The sequence below is a fragment of the Afipia sp. GW821-FHT04G03 genome, from assembly GCF_059419985.1.
On record NZ_JBWKSV010000003.1, the window covers coordinates 393354 to 412145 of the forward strand.

Sequence of the window (18792 nt, forward strand, 5' to 3'; positions counted from 1 at the left end):
GTGTCCTCTCCTCAGCTACGGCGTATCAGTTGACGCCGAGCTTGAATTCGCCCTGCTTGATAATCGCAGGTGAGAGAACCACGGCCTTGCCGCCCTGAAGCTGGAATACGGGCGGCTCCAGTGAATCGATCTGTCCGGTGGGGCCGAACTTCACCGGTCCCCAGAAGGTCATTTCGTTCAGCTTGGCAAGTTCGTCACGCACCTTGTCCCGGTCCAGCGAACCGGCCCGTTCGATGGCCATCTGGAACAGCGCGCCGGAAACAGACGCGGAGGCCTGCGCATAGTCGGGATCCGACTTGAACTTCTCACGGAACAGTTTCACGTAATTCGCGGTGGTGCCGAAAATGTCCTTGCCGGAATATTGTGCGGCCGGATGCCACCAGGCCGCGCTCGTGATGTTCTCGCCGCTCGCACCAGCGGCATCGATGAACTCCTGATACGCGGGACCGGCGATCATCGAGACCACGCTGGCCTTGATCTGCTGATCGCTCATCTGCTTGCGGACCAGCAGCAGATCGTTGATGTAGCCGGTTACGAAAACCCACTGCGGTGCGAGCGATTTGATCTGCGATAGCGTCGCCGAGTGATCCAGCGTGTTGATCGCGTATTTCTCGAAGTAGACGACCTCAAGGCCGTTAGCCTTGGCCGACTTTTCCATTTCCTGCGCAATCGCCAGCGGGAAGAGATCGTTGCGCGCCAGAATGGCGACCTTCTTCACATCCGCCGCTTTGGCCTTGACGATTTGCGTCAGCGGTGTGGTCAGCGTGTCGTTCGGCGTAAAGGTCCCGAACAAATACTTGTAGCCCTGGTCGTAGACCTGCGCGGAAGACGCGGTCGATGCAATAGTTGGCACCTTGTATTTCTCGGAGACGCTGCTGCCGGCCTTGGCGGCGCCCGAACCGAACGGACTGAACAGGAAGTTGACATTGTTCTGCGTGATCATCTGCTCGGTGGTCTGCACCGCGCGCGGTGTGTTCGACTGGTAGTCGGCGTAGACGATCTCGACTTTGTACTTCTTGCCGCCGACCGAAATACCGCCAGCCTTGTTGGCCTGCTCGGCCCAGAGGTCGTATCCCTGCTGCTGTTTGATGGCCTCGGGCGCCAGCGGGCCAGTCAGCGGAAGCGGCGCGCCGAACTTGATGACATCCTGCGCTATAGCCGCAGAGGCGGATAGCCCGAAACAGGCGGCGAGAAGAAGCGCATTCAAGCGACGTGATGCAAGCCGGAAATGAGTCATCCAAATTCTCCATCGGGACCGAGAGCGGGACCTGACGAAAGCATGACAAATTGAGGGGTCGAATAAAAGCATTGAATTTCGAACCGAACGGTCTGAAAATTCGAACGCTATGCACCGCCTGCATTCTTTCCGGGCAAGCAACGAGGCCCCTAGGAACACGAAACATGATTGAATCAACAGCTTTGCGATACTTTCGGGAGGTCACGCTGCGCGGCTCCATCAAGCGCGCGGCCGAATCGTTGCGCATCGCACCAAGTGCCATCAGCCGGCAGGTGCAGGGGCTTGAGGACGAACTTTCAGCGAAACTGTTCGAGCGGGGCGCGCGCGGCATGAGCCTGACCGGCGCCGGCCACCTGCTCTATCGTTATGCCGTCGAAAGCGAGGACAGGCTCGACCGGATTCGCGCCCAGGTGGAGGAATTCGACTCGCTGCAGCGCGGCCACGTCAAGCTTGCAACGGTGGAAGGCCTGCTCGCGAGCTTTGTGTCCGATTTCGTGGTCGATCTTTCAAAAAATTATCCCGGCATCTCGATCACGGTCACGACCGCGGGCACCAGCGGTGTCGCGGAAAAGGTCGGACGGCACGAAGTCGATTTCGGTCTCGTTTTCGGGCGCGCACCACGGCGCGACCTGATCGAACTCGCGCGTATGCGCCAATCGCTGTGCCTCATGGTCGCTCCCGGTCATCCGATGGCAGGTAAGGAATATTGCACGGTCAAAGACCTCGCAGGTTTGCGCGTGATCCTGCCCGATCCGTCGTTCGGCATCCGTCAGGAAATTGACCGCGCTTGCGCCAAGGCCAACGTCCAACTCGATGTCTACAGCGAGACAAACTCGATTGCCTTCCTCCGCACGATCGCCATGAAGGCCAATATCGGAACCTTCCTGCCGCGTGACTCCGCCATGCCCGAACTACTTGCAGGCACATTGGTCGCAGTGCCATTGCGCGATAAACGTCTCGAAGCGACGCAGGTAACGCTCGTGCAGCTTGCAACCAGAAATACCACGCCGTCGGGTCTTCGCGTCGCGCAGCTTCTTATGGAAAGAATGAAGGACCGGAAGACTTGAACGAGGCCGGCCCCCTGACGGTGCAGATCGCATCACACTGGAAGAAATGTTCATATGTCAGCATTTCGACTTGGCCGGATGCGCATCGGCGACGGTCAAAGTCGGCCCCCTATATGATTGTTATGTCTATCGACTTGCGGTAGATACCAACGCCTCCTTGCCCAAAGGAGCTATTCCCCTGTGATGTTAAGGGTTTGGCCTGCGCCGTTCCTTCGCCCAGGTGGTGTTTCTGACGTGACCGACATTTCCCAGCCCCATCTGGGCTAGAGACGTAATTTGAGGACGAGCGAGCATGGCGCGCAATATTCTGATTCTTGGAGCCTCGTACGGCTCGCTGCTGGCAACAAAGCTGCTGATGGCTGGTCACAACGTGACTTTGGTTTGCCGGAAGAACACTGCGGAATTGATCAACCGCGAGGGCACCGAAGTTCGTATCAAGCTTCGCGATGAGCGGAATCACCGGTCAATCTTTTCCCGCGATCTGCCCGGAAAACTGGATGCGACCTCACCCGATAAGGTCGACCTTTCCCGGTATGACCTCGTTGCTCTTGCCATGCAGGAGCCGCAATACACCAACCATACGATCCGGGTTTTGATGATCAAAATCGCCGAGGCGAAGTTGCCTTGTCTTTCGATCATGAACATGCCGCCCCTGCCCTATCTCAAGCGGATTCCGGCGCTGGCAGACATGGAACTCGAAGAGGCCTATACGAATGCTCAGGTGTGGGAACGCTTCAAGCCGGGACTGGTGACGCTCTGCTCCCCCGATCCGCAGGCCTTCCGTCCACCGGAGGAACCGGCAAATGTGCTTCACGTGGGCTTGCCAACAAATTTCAAGGCTGCGGTATTTGAAGATGAGGCTCACAACAAGCTGCTTCGGGAACTGGAAACGGACATCGACGCTGTGAAGCTCGATGGTCAGGATGTTCCAGTGAAGCTCAAGGTGTTCGATTCACTGTTCGTGCCGCTGGCGAAATGGTCGATGCTGTTGACCGGCAACTACCGCTGCATCACGCCAAACGATCCTCAGCCGATCCGCGACGCGGTGCACGGTGATCTGAAACTCTCGAAGTCGATCTACACCCATGTCGATGCAATCGCGCAGCGTCTGGGAGCCGACCCGCAGGATGCGGTGCCATTCGAGAAGTACGCGAAAGCAGCGGAAAGCCTTCTCAAGCCCTCGTCCGCAGCGCGCGCGGTTGCAAGTGGTGCGCCGTTCATTGAGCGGGTCGACCTGCTGGTGAAGCTGATTTCGCAGCAGCTAGGCATGCCCAATGCAGAAATCGACCGCACGGTGCAAATCGTCGATCAAAAGCTCAGCGAAAAGATCGTCGCGGGTGGATCAGGCGGATAACGGCAGCGAGCGATGCCCCATTTGCGACAACTCACCCTATGCTCTGGCTCAGAGACCTAGCTCTCCCTGCTATCCCGCGCAGCAGTTCGCCTTGTCCAATGCCGCGACAAGACCTTGCTCGGTCACATCGCCAACGAATTGCTTCAGATACGGCGCTTCGGCAATCGACCGCTGCGCGATGATCCGAATACCATCCTGCGCGTTCCCTGAAAATCCTAAGTCCTTAAGGCTCGTGGGCAGACCGACTGCCCGAAAGAATGCGACCATATCGGTGAGGAATTCAGACGACCGCTGCTCGAGGCAGAGTTGTGCCAGAAGCCCGAACGCCACCTGCTCCCCGTGTAGCGCGCCGTTGAGCGAGGGAATGGCCGAGAAGCCGCGCGTCAGCGAGTGCGCAATCGATAGACCGCCGCTTTCGAAGCCGAGACCGCTGAGCAGGATCGTTGCCTCAACAATGTTCTCGAACGCAGCATCGGGCTGCTTGCGATCCACCGCCGCGAGAGAAGCAATCGCATCGCGACGGATTACCTGATAGCACTGATCGGCAATCGATACAGCGAGCGCCGCAGGCCGTGCCTTGTAGAAATTCAAGCCACCGGAGTTGTAGCACTGCTCCGCTTCAAACTTCTTTGTAAGCGCGTCGCCAATTCCTGCGACAAAGAACCTTCGCGGCGCGCGCGCGATTATCGACGTATCGACGACGACCGCGTCTGGATTGGTCGGCATCAGCCTGACTTCCTTCAGAACGTGGTCATCCGTGTAGACGATGGCGAGCCGGCTGGTCGGCGCATCGTTGGAGGCCACCGTCGGCACGACGATAATCCCTCCCCCTCGCAGAATGCGAACGCCCTTCGCAGTGTCGATCGCCTTGCCGCCGCCAATGGCGATCACGACGTCACTCGCCGCAGCATCGGCCTTGCTTGCCATTGCATCGATCTGAGTCGAAGAGCATTCGCCTGAGAACTCCGCGAAATACAATCCATCGACGCAGGGCTCAAGAATTCCCTCAAGCTGCGCGCGCAATGATCCGAGAACGGCGGTATCTGCAAGAACGAACGGACGCCGGCCATACATCGGGACAAGCGTAGCAAGTTGTTCCAGGGCACCCGGCCCCTGAACGTAACGATGCGGCCCGCCGAACGCGCGAATGGTCATTGGTCGCCCCAGAAGAAATCGCGCTTGCCGCCATCCATGCAGATCAGCGCGCCATTGATGAAAGCCGCCTGAGTGGAACATAAAAACGCGATCAACGATCCCACTTCGTCCGGCTGGCAGAAACGTCCGAGCGGATTCTGTCCGGCGATAATCGCCCGCTTCTCGGCGGAGAAACCAGCAATCAGCGCGGTCTCGACATAGCCCGGCGCAATGGCATTCACGGTAATTCCTGCGCTGCCCACTTCCTTGGCCAGCGTCCGTGTAAAGCCGATCACACCGGCCTTCGCGGCGGAATAGTTCGTCACGCCGGGCCGGCCGCCTCCGGTGACGTTCATGGAGGATGTATTCACGATCCGCCCGAAGCCACGTTCGCGCATCAACGGCACGGCATATTTGCTGCACAGGAACGTGCTGCGCAAGTGCGTGCGGACGATGATGTCCCAATCGTTGATCGACATGTCTTCAGCATTGCGTCCAAGATGGCGGCCGCCCGCGCCAGCGTTATTTACCAAAACATCGAGCTGACCCAGTCCCTTATGCGCCGCGCGCACTACGGCCTCTGCGCCTGCTTCCTCGGACACATCCCCGACACAGGCCACGGCTTTGACCCCACTCGCGCACAATTCGGCGACCGTGGCATCGGCGGCATCCTTGTCGATATCGTTGATGGCAATGGAGCAGCCCTCCGCCGCCAATGCCAGTGCTTCCGCCTTGCCGATGCCGCGCGCAGCTCCAGTCACCAGCGCAGCCTTGCCTTTCAGTCCGAGATCCATGATCAACCCTTTACGGCGCCAGCGCCGAGACCTTGAATGAAATACTGCGTCAGCATCACGAATGCCGCAAACAGCGGAAGCGCGATCAAGGTCGATCCGGCCATGATTTCACCCCAGCGTAGGTCAAACGAACCAACCATCGACGCCAATCCCACCGGCAGCGTCTTGTTGGCATCACTCCCGATCATGATCAGCGCGAAGGTGTAGTCAGTCCATGACAGCAAGAACGAGAAAATCGCAACCGTGATCAATCCCGGCAGCGACAGCGGCAGAACGACTCTCAGGAACGCACCAAGCCGTGTGCAGCCGTCGACCATCGCGGCTTCCTCAAGCTCAAAAGGCATGCCCTTGAAGAAACCCCAAAGGAACCAGACTCCCAACGGCAGCGTCAGCGTCAAATGCGACGCGATCAGGCCGATCAGGGTGTCGCTGAGGCCGAGGCGCGCGAAGATCGTGAACATCGGGATTGCGATCAGTAGCGGCGGAAACATGTAAGCATAGAGCATCGCGCCGACGATCAGCTTCTTGCCGCGAATCCGCTGGCGGGTCACCGCATAGGCAATCATGATCGAGAAGATCATCGTCACGACGACCGTCACCACCGCGACGATCACGCTGTTCATGAAGTGCGTGGGGTAATCAGTCAGTTCGAGCAGGTTGCGATAATATTCCAGCGTGAACGGGCCCGGCACCAGCGAGACGGTACTGAGCAGGCTGGTCGGTTCCCGAAGACTGGAGATGAACATCCAGTAGATCGGAAATGCCGAATAGATCGCGATAACGATCGCAGCACCATAGAGGCTGAGCCGGGCCGGGAGCGATTTGACGGCAGCCATTAATCGTCCTCCAGCGGGAAGATGCGAAAGTAGAAAAATACGGCGACGGACAGGATTGCGAAGGAGATCGTTGCGATCGCCGCGCCCCCGCCGATGTCGAACAGGCTGAAGGCATGGCGATAGGACAGGATCGCCAGATGCTCGGTCGAGCCGACCGGGCCACCGCGCGTCAGGAGCCAGATCACATCGAACTTGTTGAACATCCAGATCGCGCGCAACAACACGACAACGGTCAGGATCGGCTTCAGCATCGGAAGTGTAATGTGGAAGAAGCGCTGGACCGCGGTCGTTCCATCGACCCGCGCGGCCTCATAGAGCGACGTGGGAACAGTTTGCAGTGCCGCGAGGAAACAGGTCGTGACGAACGGCGTCCACATCCAGACGCTCACCAGAATGACCGATGTCATCGCGGCGCCAGAGCTCTCAAACCAGTTCACCGGCGGCAATCCCAACGCCGCGATGGTCTTGGTGAGAATGCCGATACTGCCATCCACCATCCATTTGAAGGTCAGGATGACGACCACTGTCGGCAGGAGATAAGGAAGAATGGATAATCCGCGGACGAAATTGCGGCCCGGAAACGTCTCGTTGAGGATCAGCGCAAATCCGATGCCGAGCACGACCTGAAGCACAATGGAGCCGACCGAATACACGACGCCATTCCAGAGCGCACGCCAGAACTCCGGCAATTGTAGGATCGCGATGTAATTATCGAGACCGACCCACTTGGCCTCACCGACGAACGAATCGAGCTTGTAAAAACTCAGGCTGATCGCATAGGCCACCGGCGCGACGATCAGAACGAGCGTCACGAGAAGTCCAATCACCAGAAAGGTGTATATCGTCGTCTTCGAACTCAAATTCGTCTTTCCGGGAAAATCCCGGCCGGGAGCATCCGGCCGGGGCAGTTGGCAAACGCGTTTCTTATGCCGTGAGCTTGCGCATCTTGTCGCCTGCCGCCTTGACGCAGTCGGCTGCCGGCGTGTTCTTGAGGATACGGTTCTGCAGCATCTCGGGGATCACGAAGCCCTCGAACACCTTACCCGGACGCAGATCCGGCGCCGGGCCTTCGGTGTCGACCGAGGTCAGGATCATCGATTTGTCGACGATGAAGTTCTTCATCGTCTCGACTGCATCCTTGTGCTTTTCGATCAGCGGGTGAGCACGCCAGCGAGCATCCTCATAGACGTCCAGACGCGGCGGCTGGAAGTGCAGCGGCGCGGTGTGCAGGAAGTTGATGTACTGGTTCTCGGTGAACCATTTCATGAACTTCATCGACTCGCTGGAGTTCGGCGTCTTCAGCACAACCCATCCATCGTAACCGTGATTGACGGCTTTCGACTTCCCCGCGCTGTCCATATACGGCATGATTCCGTACTTGGTCGCGAGAGCCGGCGACGTGCGCTCGAGCGCCTCGATGATACGGCCGGCGTAGGCCGTGTGCCCAACCTTGTCTGAAGAGAAGTTGGAGAGTACTTCGCCGAAGCTTGCCTGGCTGGTGCCAGACGGCATCGTCTTGTAGAGATCAGCGAAGAAATCGAGATAGGCCGCGACCTTCGGAGCGTTGGCGGCATTGTCGATGGCGACATTCCATTTGTCGTCAAACAGCTTGACGCCTTCCGCCCACATGAAGCCCGGCGACAGCCAATTGGTCGCGCCGTTGCTGCCGATGGGGAACAGGGAACCCGCGCGGCCATCCTCGTTCAGAGCCTGCGAGTTCTTGAGCATGTCAGCCCAGTTCTTGGGAACACTCAGGCCCTTCTTCTCGTAGAGGTCCTTGCGATAGTAGATCCATGCGAGGTTGTAATCGTAGGGATACCAGTAGGTTTCGCCCTTAATGGGGAAGAGTATCTTCGGTCCCCACTTGTGCTTGCTGGTCAGTTCGGTCAACGGCATCAAATGCCCTTCCGCCTGCAGCAGCAACACATGGCCGACAAATGCGAACGTCGCGATGTCATAAGGCTGACCGCCGCGCAGCGACGTCGTCACCTTGGTAAAAGCGTCGTCAAGCGGCACGGAGTCGACGACGACCTGTGTGCCTGTCATCCGTTCGTACTCAGCACATGCGACCTTCAGCGCCCGGATGCTGTCGATGGACGTTTCAGTGTTGAGGAAGCGGATCGTCTTCTTGCCCTGCCCCCAAACCACCGGCGCGCCAAGTGTGCTGGCGGCAAGTCCCGCACCGGCGCCCTTGATGAGCGTGCGGCGGTCGATACCCGATTTTCCGTTCTTAGCCATTTCCTTTTCTCCCATGGCAATTCACCCCTTATGTTTGTTTTAGTTTCTTGGCCGTCTAAAAACGCTGTCCTGTCGCTTTCGAAAACAGATGGAGCCGCCCGGCTTGAAGCCGGACGGGAATTCGCTGACCGAACGTCCAGTTATCGACGCGATCCGTGAGAATACGCAGGCGTGCGCCGCTCACTTCACCGATGCCGAGAGTTTGCGCACCGAGCTGTTCGATGACGCCGACCTCGAATGCGAGCGCACCGGGACCCTCGCCGAGCGTGACATGCTCCGGGCGGATGCCGAGCACGATGTCTTCGTTGATGCCCTGAAACTGCGCAGGTAGTTCTATCCGCAGCGCGCCGCTTTCGAACACACCGTTCCCCGCACGCCCCTCGATCAGGTTCATTTCAGGTGAGCCAATGAAGCCGGCGACGAACAGATTGACTGGGCGATCGTAGACTTCGAGCGGCGCACCGACCTGCTGCACGTGACCATCGCGCATGATCACAATGCGATTGGCGAGCGTCATAGCCTCGACCTGATCGTGGGTGACGTACACCATACTGGTGCCGACCTCCTGATGCAGCCGTGCGATCTCCTCGCGCATACGCACGCGCAACTTGGCATCGAGGTTCGACAACGGCTCGTCGAGCAGAAATACTTCCGGTTCGCGCACAAGCGCGCGACCGAGGGCAACACGCTGCATCTGGCCGCCCGAAAGCTGCTTTGGCTTGCGTTTCAGATATTCATCGAGGCCGAGCATCTTGGCGGCGCGCTGGACTCGCATATCGATCTGCGCCTGATCCATCTTCCGCATCCGCAGGCCGAAGGCGAGATTTTCGTAAATCGTCTTGTGTGGATAGAGCGCGTAATTCTGGAACACCATTGCGATGTTGCGATCCTTCGGCTCCAGCGCCGTGACATCGCGATCACCAATGAAGATCTTGCCCGAGGTAATTTCCTCAAGGCCAGCCATCATCCGCAGCGTGGTAGACTTTCCGCAACCCGAAGGACCCAGGAATACAACGAACTCGCCGTCGCGGATGGTCAGATCGACGCCGTGAACGGCGACCACCGGGCCATACGCTTTGCGAACCTTTTCCAGTCTAATCTCTGACATGCGTCACTTGCTCTGACCGGCTACGAAACCGTGGATGCGATGATTGATTGGCGCCAGCGCCTTCTGGATATCGCGGTAGATGGGAAAACCTTGATCGTAGATCGCTGCACGAACCGGGTTCGGCGTCGCACGCGACACGATTTGAACGACATCCGCGGCGGCGCGCTCACTCTCGAAGACGCCAATGCCAACGCCTGCCAGCAATGCCGCGCCATACGAGGCGTCCGCCACCGCAGGAAGCTCGACGGTGATGTTCAGCACGTCGGCAACGATCTGCCGCCACAAGGCGCTTCGCGCTCCGCCGCCCGTCAGGCGCGCGGTTGTGAAGCCGAGTCCCTTCGATTTCATGACCTCGTGACAATCGCGAAGGGAATAGGCCACGCCTTCATAGAGAGCACGAACGAAATGGCCGCCACCATGATTGAAGCCCGCTCCGACAAAATCCGCGCGCAGCAGCGGATCCCAGTATGGACTGCGTTCGCCGTTGAGATAAGGGTGAAAGAACAGGCCCTCAGAACCCGGGCGCACCGCAGCCGCCCGCGCATCCATGGCGTCGAACACAGCACTTCCGTCCTCACCCTCGCGACGAAAGAACGTGTCGCGGAGCCACTTATGTGCCGACGCGCAGGAATTGGTTGCCGCGATGACGTACCAATGATCCGGCACGACATGATAATAATTGATCAACGAGAAGTCCGGCCGCGCTTTCGGCGACAACACATTCACTGTCGCGGCCGTGGCGAGCTTCACGACACCCATACCTTCGCGCACCATGCCGGCGCCAAAGGTCTCCGCCGCCGTGTCCGATGTGCCGCAAACCACCGGGGTCCCTTCGGCGAGGCCCGTCGCCTGTGCTGCCATTGCCGTGACCTTGCCAACCACGGCGCTCGGCTTGACGATCGGCGGCAACGTCGCCATCGGCCAGCCGATCATGTCGCACAGTTCTTTCGACCATTCGGCGCTTTGCGCATCCAGCATGAGGGTGCCGAGCGCATCGATGGTGTCGGTTTCCCATGTGCCGGTGAATTGCGCGCGGAGCCAATCCTTGGCGACATAAAGGCGCTTTACGCGGGCAAATGCCTCCGGCTCATGCGTGCGCAGCCATAGCATCTGCGGCAGCGTCCAGGTCGGATTGGCACGGTTCGCACCGATCTCAAGGATGCGGGCGTCGGCCTTTTCGCGGAGTTGTTGCGTTTCATCCCGACTGCGCTGATCGTTCCAGAGAATGGCCGGACGGATCACACGACCGTCGGCATCCTCCAGCACCTGGGTATGGGCACCGGCTGAAAATGAAATCGCGGCGATATCGGAGGCCGGGCGGCCCGACGTCTGTAACCCGCGACGCAGTGCGTCGCAGGCTGCAAGCCACCAGTCATCGGGATTCTGCTCGCTCCAGCCCGCGTGCGGTGACGATGTCGCGACCGGCGCGGACGCTTCGCTGACCAGCGAACCATCGCTCTTGATGATGCTGATCTTGAGCGAGCCCGCACCAAGATCGATGCCGACCAGAAGAGGATCAGACACCGCCATGACGCGCGCCCTCCCCAACAGCGCAGGTGCGCGCGATGTCAATCACGGCGAATGTCTTTCGCATTCGCGCTCGCGCGCAAGCCGATCTTTCCCGGGTTGAACAGGTTTTCCGGATCTATCGCATCCTTGATCGCCTGCAACACTGCAAGGCCTGAGCCCAGTTCACGCTTCATCCAGGGATTGCGGAACAATCCCGCACCGTGGTGATGCGCGATGGAGCCGCCATGATCCAGCGTCAATTGCTGCACCGCGTCCCAGAGCTTCTGGTGAATCGGCAGCGCCTGATCGTCTGCCATGGGCGGCAAACGCACTGTCATGTACTGGCAGGCACCTTCCGGATACACGTGCGACCAGTGCGCGCCAAAATGAACACCGGGATGAATCGCCCGCACAGCCTTACCAATCGCGTCATACATTGCAGGAATCGTGGACCAGTTTCCGGTCACTTCAATCGTGTCGTTGAAGTACCCGGCGTCATGCCACTTCTGGGAATAGGCAACGTAACGGTTTTGCTTCCAGTGTTGGTACGGTCCATCGGGTCCTACCTCGCCGCCCTGTGCTGCGGCGATTTTGAGCGACATGTCCTGTTCGGCCGACACGAGAGGCTCGCTGCCACTGAACTGGAAGACAGCGAGAAACGGCTTGGTTTTGAACAGTTCGATGTCTTTGGTGCGCTCGTCGCTCTCGACGCGATCATAAAGACGTACAATCGACGGGCGCAGTTCGGCCTGCATGATGAGACGCGCGCTGTCCAAAGCGGACTGCAACGACGGGAACGCAAGCACGATACCGCGTTCCACGGCGGGTTTCTTGAAGATACGCAGCGTCGCCTCGGTGATAATCCCGAGGGTGCCTTCGCTGCCGATGATCAGGTCACGGATGGAGGGACCGACCGAACGCCGGGCAACGGGCCGCACTTCAAGCGGCGTGCCGTCTGGCAGCACAGCCTTGAGGCCCACGACAATATCCTCGATTTTTCCGTAACGGCTGCTCAACTGCCCGCCGCCACGGCAAGCAAGCCAGCCGCCGACGGTCGATATCTCGATGGATTGCGGCAAATGCCCGCTGGTGTATCCGGCTTCATTGAGCTGACGCTCGAAATCAGCACCATTCATTCCCGCCTGCACGGTCACCATCGCATCAGTGGGATTGATCGAAACAATCTGGTCGAGCCGGCGGATGTCCACCATAACCTCGCCGCCCAGCGGGATCGCGCCGCCGAGCACGCCGGAGCCGTTACCATATGGAATCAATGCGATGCTGCGCGCTTTCGCAAGCTCAACGATACGAACGACTTCATCCTGGTTCGCCGGGCGGACAACCAGGCGCGGCACAGCTCCAGCAATTGCGCCCGCGCGTTCGCGGAATACGGCGAACGGCAACCGGTCCCTTGAATAACCAAGCCGTTGGTCGAAGGACGTCAGAACGTTCGCCGGTCCGACAATGGTGGCGAACGCCTGAGCCAGGCCTTCATCGACCTGATCGGTATTGCGAATGGCAACGATGGTGTTTGCGGTCATGACAGCCCCTGTTCGGAGGCCAAGTTCGCCACGCTCACTCGACGTACTCCCCGACAACTTCGCTTTTCTATGATTGAACAAATAGTTTGCGCAATCGTTTGTTCAAACGTCGTCTAAACTTGCCCGTCGGTCAAGTTAAAAATTCAGCGTGGAGCTGGACCTGTAGACGCGCGCGCGACCAGACCGTCCGGCGCCAATGGCGCGACGGGTTGCGGCGTACCGCCGTTCAAAAGATCAATCAGAAGATCGGATGCAATCTCGCCCATCAATTCGGTCGGCATCTTCACCGACGTCAACTGCGGATAAAGCATGGTCGCAACGGGCGCATCGTGCAGACCGATCACAGAAACGTCGCGCGGAATTTGCAAACCTGCATCATGCAAAACAGCCATCGCGCCCGCCGCGGTGACGAGCGTTGCACCCAGAACCGCCGTCGGCTTGAGCGCAAGAAGACTGCGCATCGCGTCCGCACCGCCCTCTGCTGTATAGCCCGCAACGGCAACCAACTTCGGATCGAACGGAATCCCGTGACGCTTCAGTCCATCACGATAGCCGGCGAGACGTTCGCCCGCATTGAATCCGCCAGGTCGCCCTGCGAGATGCGCAATCCGCTTGTGCCCCATCTCTGCAAGATGATCGACAGCGATTGCCGCCGCAGCGCGGCTGTCCAGCACGACGCAATAGGGACTGCCCGGCAATCGCCGATTAAGCAGCACAAAGGGCGTATGGGTGGATTCCAGTTCCTCACGCAACAGACCGTCGTCATCAAGGCTCGCGACCAAAAGACCATCGGCCCGGTTGCCATGCGACAGGCGGTGATAGACAGCATCGGTTGCGCCCGGCTCCCTATGAGCGATCAATAATGAGTAGCCGTGCTTTGCCGACGATTTCTCCGCACCTCGGATAGCCGACGAAAACACCGGGTTATCAAGCTGCGGAACGATCAGGCCGAGCGTCCGGCTGCGTGACGTCCGCAAACCTTGCGCCAGTGTATTCGGCGAATAATCAAGGCTACGCGCGCTTTCAAGAATCCGTTTGCGGGTCTCTTCGCGAATGCGCTGATTGGTTTCGCCGCGGAGCACGCGGGACGCGGTGGAAATATCCACGCCTGCCATACGGGCGACATCGGTCAAACGCGATCTCATCAAGACACCGACAGTTGCAATGAAGTGGTAACCTAGGAGACCGTTTGGTGTGAAGCAAGCATATCGTCTGGTACCTTTTGGATTTAGCGAGCCAACGCGTGAGCGAGCGATCTTGCACGCGACAATCATGTTGCGCGCTGATCGCATGTGAGCCGATGTTGTTGCTTGCATTTTGCGGGGGAGTTTAACTCGCCGCCACACCTCATCATGGTGACCCGCTGTCGGGTAGCTCCGAAGCTGACATACGGAGGCCCGCCTTGGTCTGTGACTTAGTTCACAGACCTCTATGGAAATCCAGGCTAGTGAATCGCTGTCCTTCAAAGGAGGGATTCATGCAAGTGCCATCAGGAAACTTTGCTCACCCCGATTTAGGCAACCGGCGAAATTGGACGGTGTGTTGGAGATGGTCTGTTACAGTTCTGGCGGTGGAATTTGCTTTCGTCATGGCCTTGATCGGATTCGCTATAACCCCCCGATCAGCCTTGCCAGTAAAGGCATCCTCGCAGCTCGAACAGGCGCAGCAGAACCCGACTCATAGCCGCAAGGCTTGTCCGCTGGTTAACCTCCAGAAAATCTGAAATCTCGGATGGCCGGCCATCGCAAGCGATCAATCCTGCGTGCGCTCCGCCATACCCTTCAACGAATCCACGTCGATGACGGTGATCGACCCGCGCTGAAGACGCACCAGCTTCCGCTCAGCCCACTCGTGCAGTTGCTTGTTGACGCTCTCTCTCGACATGCCAAGCATCTCACCTATTTCCTGCTGCGTGATGGTGATTTTCTTGTCCAGCGCAGCGCCCCGTCGATCGATCAGGCGGATCAGCGCCTTGGCCAGCTTGCCGGACAAGTCAGGAAATATGACTTGCTCCACATGATCACTGATCCAGCGCAATCGGACACAAAGCAGCTCTATCAGTTTTGTCGCCAGCACCGGTTGACCGGCCAACAACGATAGAAAATCTTTCCTATCGATGACAAACAGTTCGGAGTCAGAGTTAGCGATGGCGTCGGCTGTTCTCGCGAGGCCGTCAAGGACCGCTATCTCACCAAACATTTCTCCCGCATCGACCATATTGAAGATCGCACCTCGGCCGTCGGCGGATGAAACACCGATTTTTACCGTGCCGCTGATAATGAAGAAGAGGCTCTGGCCAGGATCACCCTTCGCGAAAATTGTTGCGCCACGCTTGAAGGTTCTCTTTTTTGCGCAATGACATAGTTGATTTAGGGCATCAGCTCCGAGGCCGCGAAACAGCGGATGGCTGCGCAAGACATGGGTCTTGTCGCCGGCGGATCGGACTGCTCTCGGCTTATCGTCTTGAAGCATCGGTGTATGGCCCGCCTGCAAAACAACTAAACTTCTTCCCATTCGACGCTCCTGGCAACGCCGGTACGGAACAATATTGGCTTCGAGAAATTTCAATCAAATGCCGCTGCAGAGCGGCGAAGTCTATAATATATTTGCAATATTCGGCCGGCTTGCCGCTATCTTTCAGAGGTCTGACCCGCCCCAAAAGGCTCATCTGTCTTGCTATTGCCATAGAACCCCCTAAGTCTAGCCTAGGCTTGGAACTGCGGGCTACCATAAGCATAAGGTAGCGTGGCATGGTCGGCAGCACGGATCATCGCTGTAGCTACTGTGGTTTCCTTTTGGAACCGACAGCTAGGTTTTGCGGTGGCTGCGGGCGCCCGAAGGCTCGTTCCAGCGAGACAGCGTCGCACGCGCTTTCCTTTCTACAATCGAACATCCCCGCCGATCTTGCCGAACGCATCCTGCGTTCCGGCGGTGCAATGCTTGGCGAACGCAAACACGTTACGGTCGTTTTTGCGGATGTCCGCGATTCAACGGCCCTGATCGATCAGCTCGATCCGGAGGAAGCGCTCCAGGTTCTCGGTCCTGTCCTCAAAAGTTTGATGGATGCGGTCCATCATCACGATGGCTTCGTGAACCAGACGCTTGGCGACGGAATTATGGCACTCTTTGGAGCTCCGATCGCGAGAGAGGATCACGCGGTTCAAGCATGCAGCGCGGCGATTGCGATGCGAACCGCCGTCGGCGAACTCAATCAAAGGACCGGACGAGATATCGCCATCCGCATTGGCATGAACTCCGGAGAGGTCGTCATTCATTCAATCGGCAATAATCTCGCGATGAATTACGATGCTGTCGGGAAAAGCGTCCATTTGGCCGCGCGAATGGAAGAACTCGCCGCGCCAGGCAAGATCCTGTTGACGGCGGCAACGCATGATCTTGCGAAAGGTTTTATCACGGTCAAGCCGCAGGGATTTGCGGAGGTAAAGGGCATCTCGGAAGCAGTTGAAGTTTTCGAGCTATCGGCAATAAGAATGAGAACGCGATGGCAGGTCCGGTCCGCGCGTGGCCTCAGCGTCCTCGTTGGCCGCCAAAATGAATTGCGCGCCCTCAGAAGCGCAATCGAGAATGCCGCGGCAGGCAATGGACAGTCATTAAGCATTGTCGGTGCAGCGGGACTGGGAAAATCCCGGCTGATACATGATTTCATCCGGAACCTCTCCGCTGAATGGACCGTGCTCGAGACCGCCTGCCCCTCGCAACGGACAAGTTCAAGCTACTATCCCATCGGCATACTGATCAGAGCCATGTTTGGAATTGGCATTGATGACAGCCCCGAAGCTGTTATCAGCCGCGTCGAGGAAGGAATCGACCGGCTGGACGGCAATCTGTCCGTTTTCTTGCCGCCTATTCTCTCGCTGCTGGACCTCAACGCTGATGATCAGGAATGGAAGAAACTGGAGCCATCAGAGCGGCGGCTCAAAACCATGGAGGCCGTCAGGTCGCTGGTTTTTCACTACGCACAATCGAATCCCTCGGTAATTTTGGTCGAGGACCTTCACTGGGCCGACGCAGAGACCAAGCTCATTCTGCAGAATTTGGCTACCGCCCTCGAAGGAACGCGAAGCGTTCTCATTGGAACGCAGCGCCCCGAAGGCGGCCCCCTGAATCGCGGCACAACCTGTATCGATTTGTCACCGCTTGACGATATGACGTCTCACCAGTTGATGGACTGGCTCATGGGTGACGACAGCGGTCTTGCCCCGTTGAAACGGAGAATACTGGCTCAGTCGCAAGGCAATCCCTTGTTTATGGAAGAACTGGTCCAGACGCTCAAGGAAACGGGGTTTCTTGAGGGACAGCCCGGCAGCTATCGGGCGATCAAGCGGACCGGGCGCGCTGAAATTCCACAGACCATTCATTCTGTCCTCGCGGCTCGCATCGATCTGCTGGATGGATTCCCAAAGTCCCTGCTGCAGACGTCAGCCGTCATCGGTATGGAAATTTCCGTCGCATTGCTCTCGGAAATGCTTGACGTGACCCCAGCGGAGATCTCCAGCGAACTTAGAACGCTGGAAGCTGCCGATTTTCTTCGCAAAATCAGAAGCACCACATCAGCCGACTATTCCTTCAAGCATGAGCTTACGCGCGAAGTTGTCTACAGCACGATGCTGCTAGGCCTTCGACGTTCCCTTCATGCCAAAGCCGTCGAAATCATTGAGTCGCGTTTTTCAGATCGCCTTGACGAGTACATTGATCGCCTCGCCGATCACGCGTTCAAGGCCGAGTTATGGGAAAAAGCCGTTCCTTATCAATTGCGCAGTTGCCGGCGTGCTATAAAGCGCGGCGCCAATCAGGACGCTATCAGCATCTTCGAGCGTGGCCTGGAAACCCTGTCGCATTTGGCTGATTCTCCCGCCAAGATCAAAGCCGAGATCGATTTCCGCTTGACGCTGGTAATTGCGCTTGAGCCGCTCGGCAAACATCGCCAGATCGCGGACATATTGCGCGAGGCGAGCCGTCTGGCCGATGCCTCCAGAGACCCGCTGCGCACGGCTGCAGTCAATTGTCAGCTTGCTGTAGCACTTTGGAGACTCGGAGAGCATGACGCCGCAATGGCAGCTGCCGAAATCGCAAGCCGGATCGCAAATAAAATCGGCGACCCCTCGCTCCAGTTCGCTTCACTTCTCATTGTCGGCATTGTCCATCACGAGCTCGGAAACTTCGCAACCTCAATCAATATGCACGAAAGGTGCCTTGCCATTGAAACCCCGGAGCTTGATCAGAAGAGGGCTGGCTGGGCCGCTTATCCCAGCGTTCTTTTGCGAACGTTCATGGCGGACTCACTGATTGAACTCGGCGATCTCGACCGCGCGGAAACCGTGGCCGAGGACGCCAGCAGACGCGCTGAAATTCTGGATCACGCTTACTCACGTGCAAATATCAATCATGTGCTCGGTCGCCTGCGGACGGCCCAGGGGCGACATGCCGAAGCGCTTTTCCTTTTGCGCGAGAGTTGGCAAACCTGCCTGGATCTCGAAATGGTTCAAATGTATCCCGTCTTCGCAGCCCGGATAGGAGAGGCTTATCTTGCGACGGGCGACATAGAGACTGCCCTCGAAATCCTGTCGGCGCCTGAGCGGCTCGACGTGCCATTGGCGGAGCATTCGTTCGGCTGGCGCTATCTCTTTGTTGCTCAAGGACGGGCCCTGCTCGCTGCTGGCCGCCTTACGGAAGCGCAGGCCGCGGGTGAGCGCGCCCTGGCGCTCGCGGAAGAGCGCGGGGAGCCGCCGCAGCAGGCGTACGCTGCGCATTTGCTCGGTGAGACTGCGCGGGCCGGAAATCCGCAGGACCGCGCCACGGCGGAATCCTATTTCAAGCGCGCACTTGAGCTTGCAGAAAAATGCGGCATGCAGATTCTGGTGGCAACCTGCCGTCACGCGGCAATGAGCGCCGCAAGCCGAAACAAAGAGCCGAGCATCGCAGCAAGTCAGCTGCCTCAGCCTTGAATGTCGGC

Annotated in this window: 15 protein-coding genes; 4 read left to right on the forward strand and 11 right to left on the reverse strand. The window is 58.3% G+C overall.

Annotation, left to right across the window (positions count from 1 at the left end; translation table 11 throughout):
• Positions 1-25: 25 nt before the first annotated feature.
• On the reverse strand, positions 26-1237 hold the full coding sequence (locus AC07UB_RS16290) for an amino acid ABC transporter substrate-binding protein (RefSeq protein WP_494654453.1): 1212 nt from the start codon (positions 1235-1237) through the stop codon (positions 26-28).
• Positions 1238-1401: 164 nt separating this feature from the next.
• On the opposite strand from AC07UB_RS16290, the gene AC07UB_RS16295 reads away from it, so the two are divergent.
• The gene (locus AC07UB_RS16295) at positions 1402-2304 is read left to right on the forward strand and encodes a LysR family transcriptional regulator (protein ID WP_494654451.1); all 903 of its coding nucleotides are present in this window, start codon (positions 1402-1404) and stop codon (positions 2302-2304) included.
• Positions 2305-2596: 292 nt separating this feature from the next.
• Positions 2597-3658, forward strand: coding sequence for a ketopantoate reductase family protein (locus AC07UB_RS16300; protein ID WP_494654449.1), 1062 nt, complete (start codon positions 2597-2599; stop codon positions 3656-3658).
• A 69-nt stretch (positions 3659-3727) separates the two neighbouring features.
• Here AC07UB_RS16300 and AC07UB_RS16305 read toward each other — a convergent pair whose 3' ends face one another.
• The 9 genes from AC07UB_RS16305 to AC07UB_RS16345 all read right to left on the reverse strand — a co-directional run bounded on the left by AC07UB_RS16305 (position 3728) and on the right by AC07UB_RS16345 (position 13951).
• A complete protein-coding gene (locus AC07UB_RS16305; protein ID WP_494654447.1) occupies positions 3728-4813 on the reverse strand; it encodes a glycerol dehydrogenase in 1086 nt (361 codons plus the stop codon).
• Positions 4810-5586: an SDR family NAD(P)-dependent oxidoreductase gene (locus tag AC07UB_RS16310; RefSeq protein WP_494654445.1), complete on the reverse strand. Its 777-nt coding sequence runs from the start codon at positions 5584-5586 to the stop codon at positions 4810-4812. Before AC07UB_RS16310 ends, AC07UB_RS16305 begins: the two co-directional genes overlap by 4 nt.
• Positions 5587-5588: 2 nt before the next feature.
• Positions 5589-6422 carry a carbohydrate ABC transporter permease gene (locus AC07UB_RS16315; protein ID WP_492790504.1) on the reverse strand — a complete coding sequence of 278 codons (834 nt, stop codon included), beginning with the start codon at positions 6420-6422 and terminating at the stop codon, positions 5589-5591.
• Positions 6422-7282 (reverse strand): carbohydrate ABC transporter permease, encoded by an 861-nt coding sequence (locus AC07UB_RS16320; RefSeq protein ID WP_494654443.1) that lies wholly within the window; start codon positions 7280-7282, stop codon positions 6422-6424. Before AC07UB_RS16320 ends, AC07UB_RS16315 begins: the two co-directional genes overlap by 1 nt.
• A gap of 64 nt (positions 7283-7346) precedes the next feature.
• On the reverse strand, positions 7347-8660 hold the full coding sequence (locus tag AC07UB_RS16325) for an ABC transporter substrate-binding protein (protein ID WP_494654441.1): 1314 nt from the start codon (positions 8658-8660) through the stop codon (positions 7347-7349).
• Between the two features lie 55 nt (positions 8661-8715).
• The gene (locus tag AC07UB_RS16330; RefSeq protein WP_494654439.1) at positions 8716-9768 is read right to left on the reverse strand and encodes an ABC transporter ATP-binding protein; all 1053 of its coding nucleotides are present in this window, start codon (positions 9766-9768) and stop codon (positions 8716-8718) included.
• A 3-nt stretch (positions 9769-9771) separates the two neighbouring features.
• Positions 9772-11298: a xylulokinase gene (gene xylB, locus AC07UB_RS16335; protein ID WP_492790508.1), complete on the reverse strand. Its 1527-nt coding sequence runs from the start codon at positions 11296-11298 to the stop codon at positions 9772-9774.
• 38 nt (positions 11299-11336) lie between these two features.
• The gene (locus tag AC07UB_RS16340) at positions 11337-12818 is read right to left on the reverse strand and encodes an FAD-binding oxidoreductase (RefSeq protein WP_492790509.1); all 1482 of its coding nucleotides are present in this window, start codon (positions 12816-12818) and stop codon (positions 11337-11339) included.
• A gap of 143 nt (positions 12819-12961) precedes the next feature.
• Complete coding sequence (locus AC07UB_RS16345) at positions 12962-13951, reverse strand: LacI family DNA-binding transcriptional regulator (RefSeq protein ID WP_494655278.1); 990 nt, start codon at positions 13949-13951, stop codon at positions 12962-12964.
• A 344-nt stretch (positions 13952-14295) separates the two neighbouring features.
• Here AC07UB_RS16345 and AC07UB_RS16350 point away from each other — a divergent pair, with 344 nt between their 5' ends.
• Positions 14296-14541 (forward strand): hypothetical protein, encoded by a 246-nt coding sequence (locus AC07UB_RS16350; RefSeq protein WP_492790511.1) that lies wholly within the window; start codon positions 14296-14298, stop codon positions 14539-14541.
• 29 nt (positions 14542-14570) lie between these two features.
• Here AC07UB_RS16350 and AC07UB_RS16355 read toward each other — a convergent pair whose 3' ends face one another.
• Positions 14571-15290 (reverse strand): Crp/Fnr family transcriptional regulator, encoded by a 720-nt coding sequence (locus AC07UB_RS16355; RefSeq protein WP_492792677.1) that lies wholly within the window; start codon positions 15288-15290, stop codon positions 14571-14573.
• Positions 15291-15568: 278 nt separating this feature from the next.
• On the opposite strand from AC07UB_RS16355, the gene AC07UB_RS16360 reads away from it, so the two are divergent.
• Entirely contained in the window at positions 15569-18784 is a 3216-nt protein-coding gene (locus AC07UB_RS16360; protein WP_492790512.1) for an ATP-binding protein, read from the forward strand.
• Positions 18785-18792: the final 8 nt, after the last annotated feature.

What these genes read in the sequence shown, in the direction of transcription:
- AC07UB_RS16330 (WP_494654439.1), bottom strand. Translation starts at nt 9,768, where the DNA reads ATGTCAGAGATTAGACTGGAAAAGGTTCGCAAAGCGTATGGCCCGGTG.
- AC07UB_RS16305 (WP_494654447.1), bottom strand. Translation starts at nt 4,813, where the DNA reads ATGACCATTCGCGCGTTCGGCGGGCCGCATCGTTACGTTCAGGGGCCG.
- AC07UB_RS16290 (WP_494654453.1), bottom strand. Translation starts at nt 1,237, where the DNA reads ATGACTCATTTCCGGCTTGCATCACGTCGCTTGAATGCGCTTCTTCTC.
- AC07UB_RS16295 (WP_494654451.1), top strand. Translation starts at nt 1,402, where the DNA reads ATGATTGAATCAACAGCTTTGCGATACTTTCGGGAGGTCACGCTGCGC.
- AC07UB_RS16340 (WP_492790509.1), bottom strand. Translation starts at nt 12,818, where the DNA reads ATGACCGCAAACACCATCGTTGCCATTCGCAATACCGATCAGGTCGAT.
- xylB (WP_492790508.1), bottom strand. Translation starts at nt 11,298, where the DNA reads ATGGCGGTGTCTGATCCTCTTCTGGTCGGCATCGATCTTGGTGCGGGC.
- AC07UB_RS16355 (WP_492792677.1), bottom strand. Translation starts at nt 15,290, where the DNA reads ATGCTTCAAGACGATAAGCCGAGAGCAGTCCGATCCGCCGGCGACAAG.
- AC07UB_RS16300 (WP_494654449.1), top strand. Translation starts at nt 2,597, where the DNA reads ATGGCGCGCAATATTCTGATTCTTGGAGCCTCGTACGGCTCGCTGCTG.
- AC07UB_RS16350 (WP_492790511.1), top strand. Translation starts at nt 14,296, where the DNA reads ATGCAAGTGCCATCAGGAAACTTTGCTCACCCCGATTTAGGCAACCGG.
- AC07UB_RS16310 (WP_494654445.1), bottom strand. Translation starts at nt 5,586, where the DNA reads ATGGATCTCGGACTGAAAGGCAAGGCTGCGCTGGTGACTGGAGCTGCG.
- AC07UB_RS16360 (WP_492790512.1), top strand. Translation starts at nt 15,569, where the DNA reads ATGGTCGGCAGCACGGATCATCGCTGTAGCTACTGTGGTTTCCTTTTG.
- AC07UB_RS16315 (WP_492790504.1), bottom strand. Translation starts at nt 6,422, where the DNA reads ATGGCTGCCGTCAAATCGCTCCCGGCCCGGCTCAGCCTCTATGGTGCT.
- AC07UB_RS16325 (WP_494654441.1), bottom strand. Translation starts at nt 8,660, where the DNA reads ATGGCTAAGAACGGAAAATCGGGTATCGACCGCCGCACGCTCATCAAG.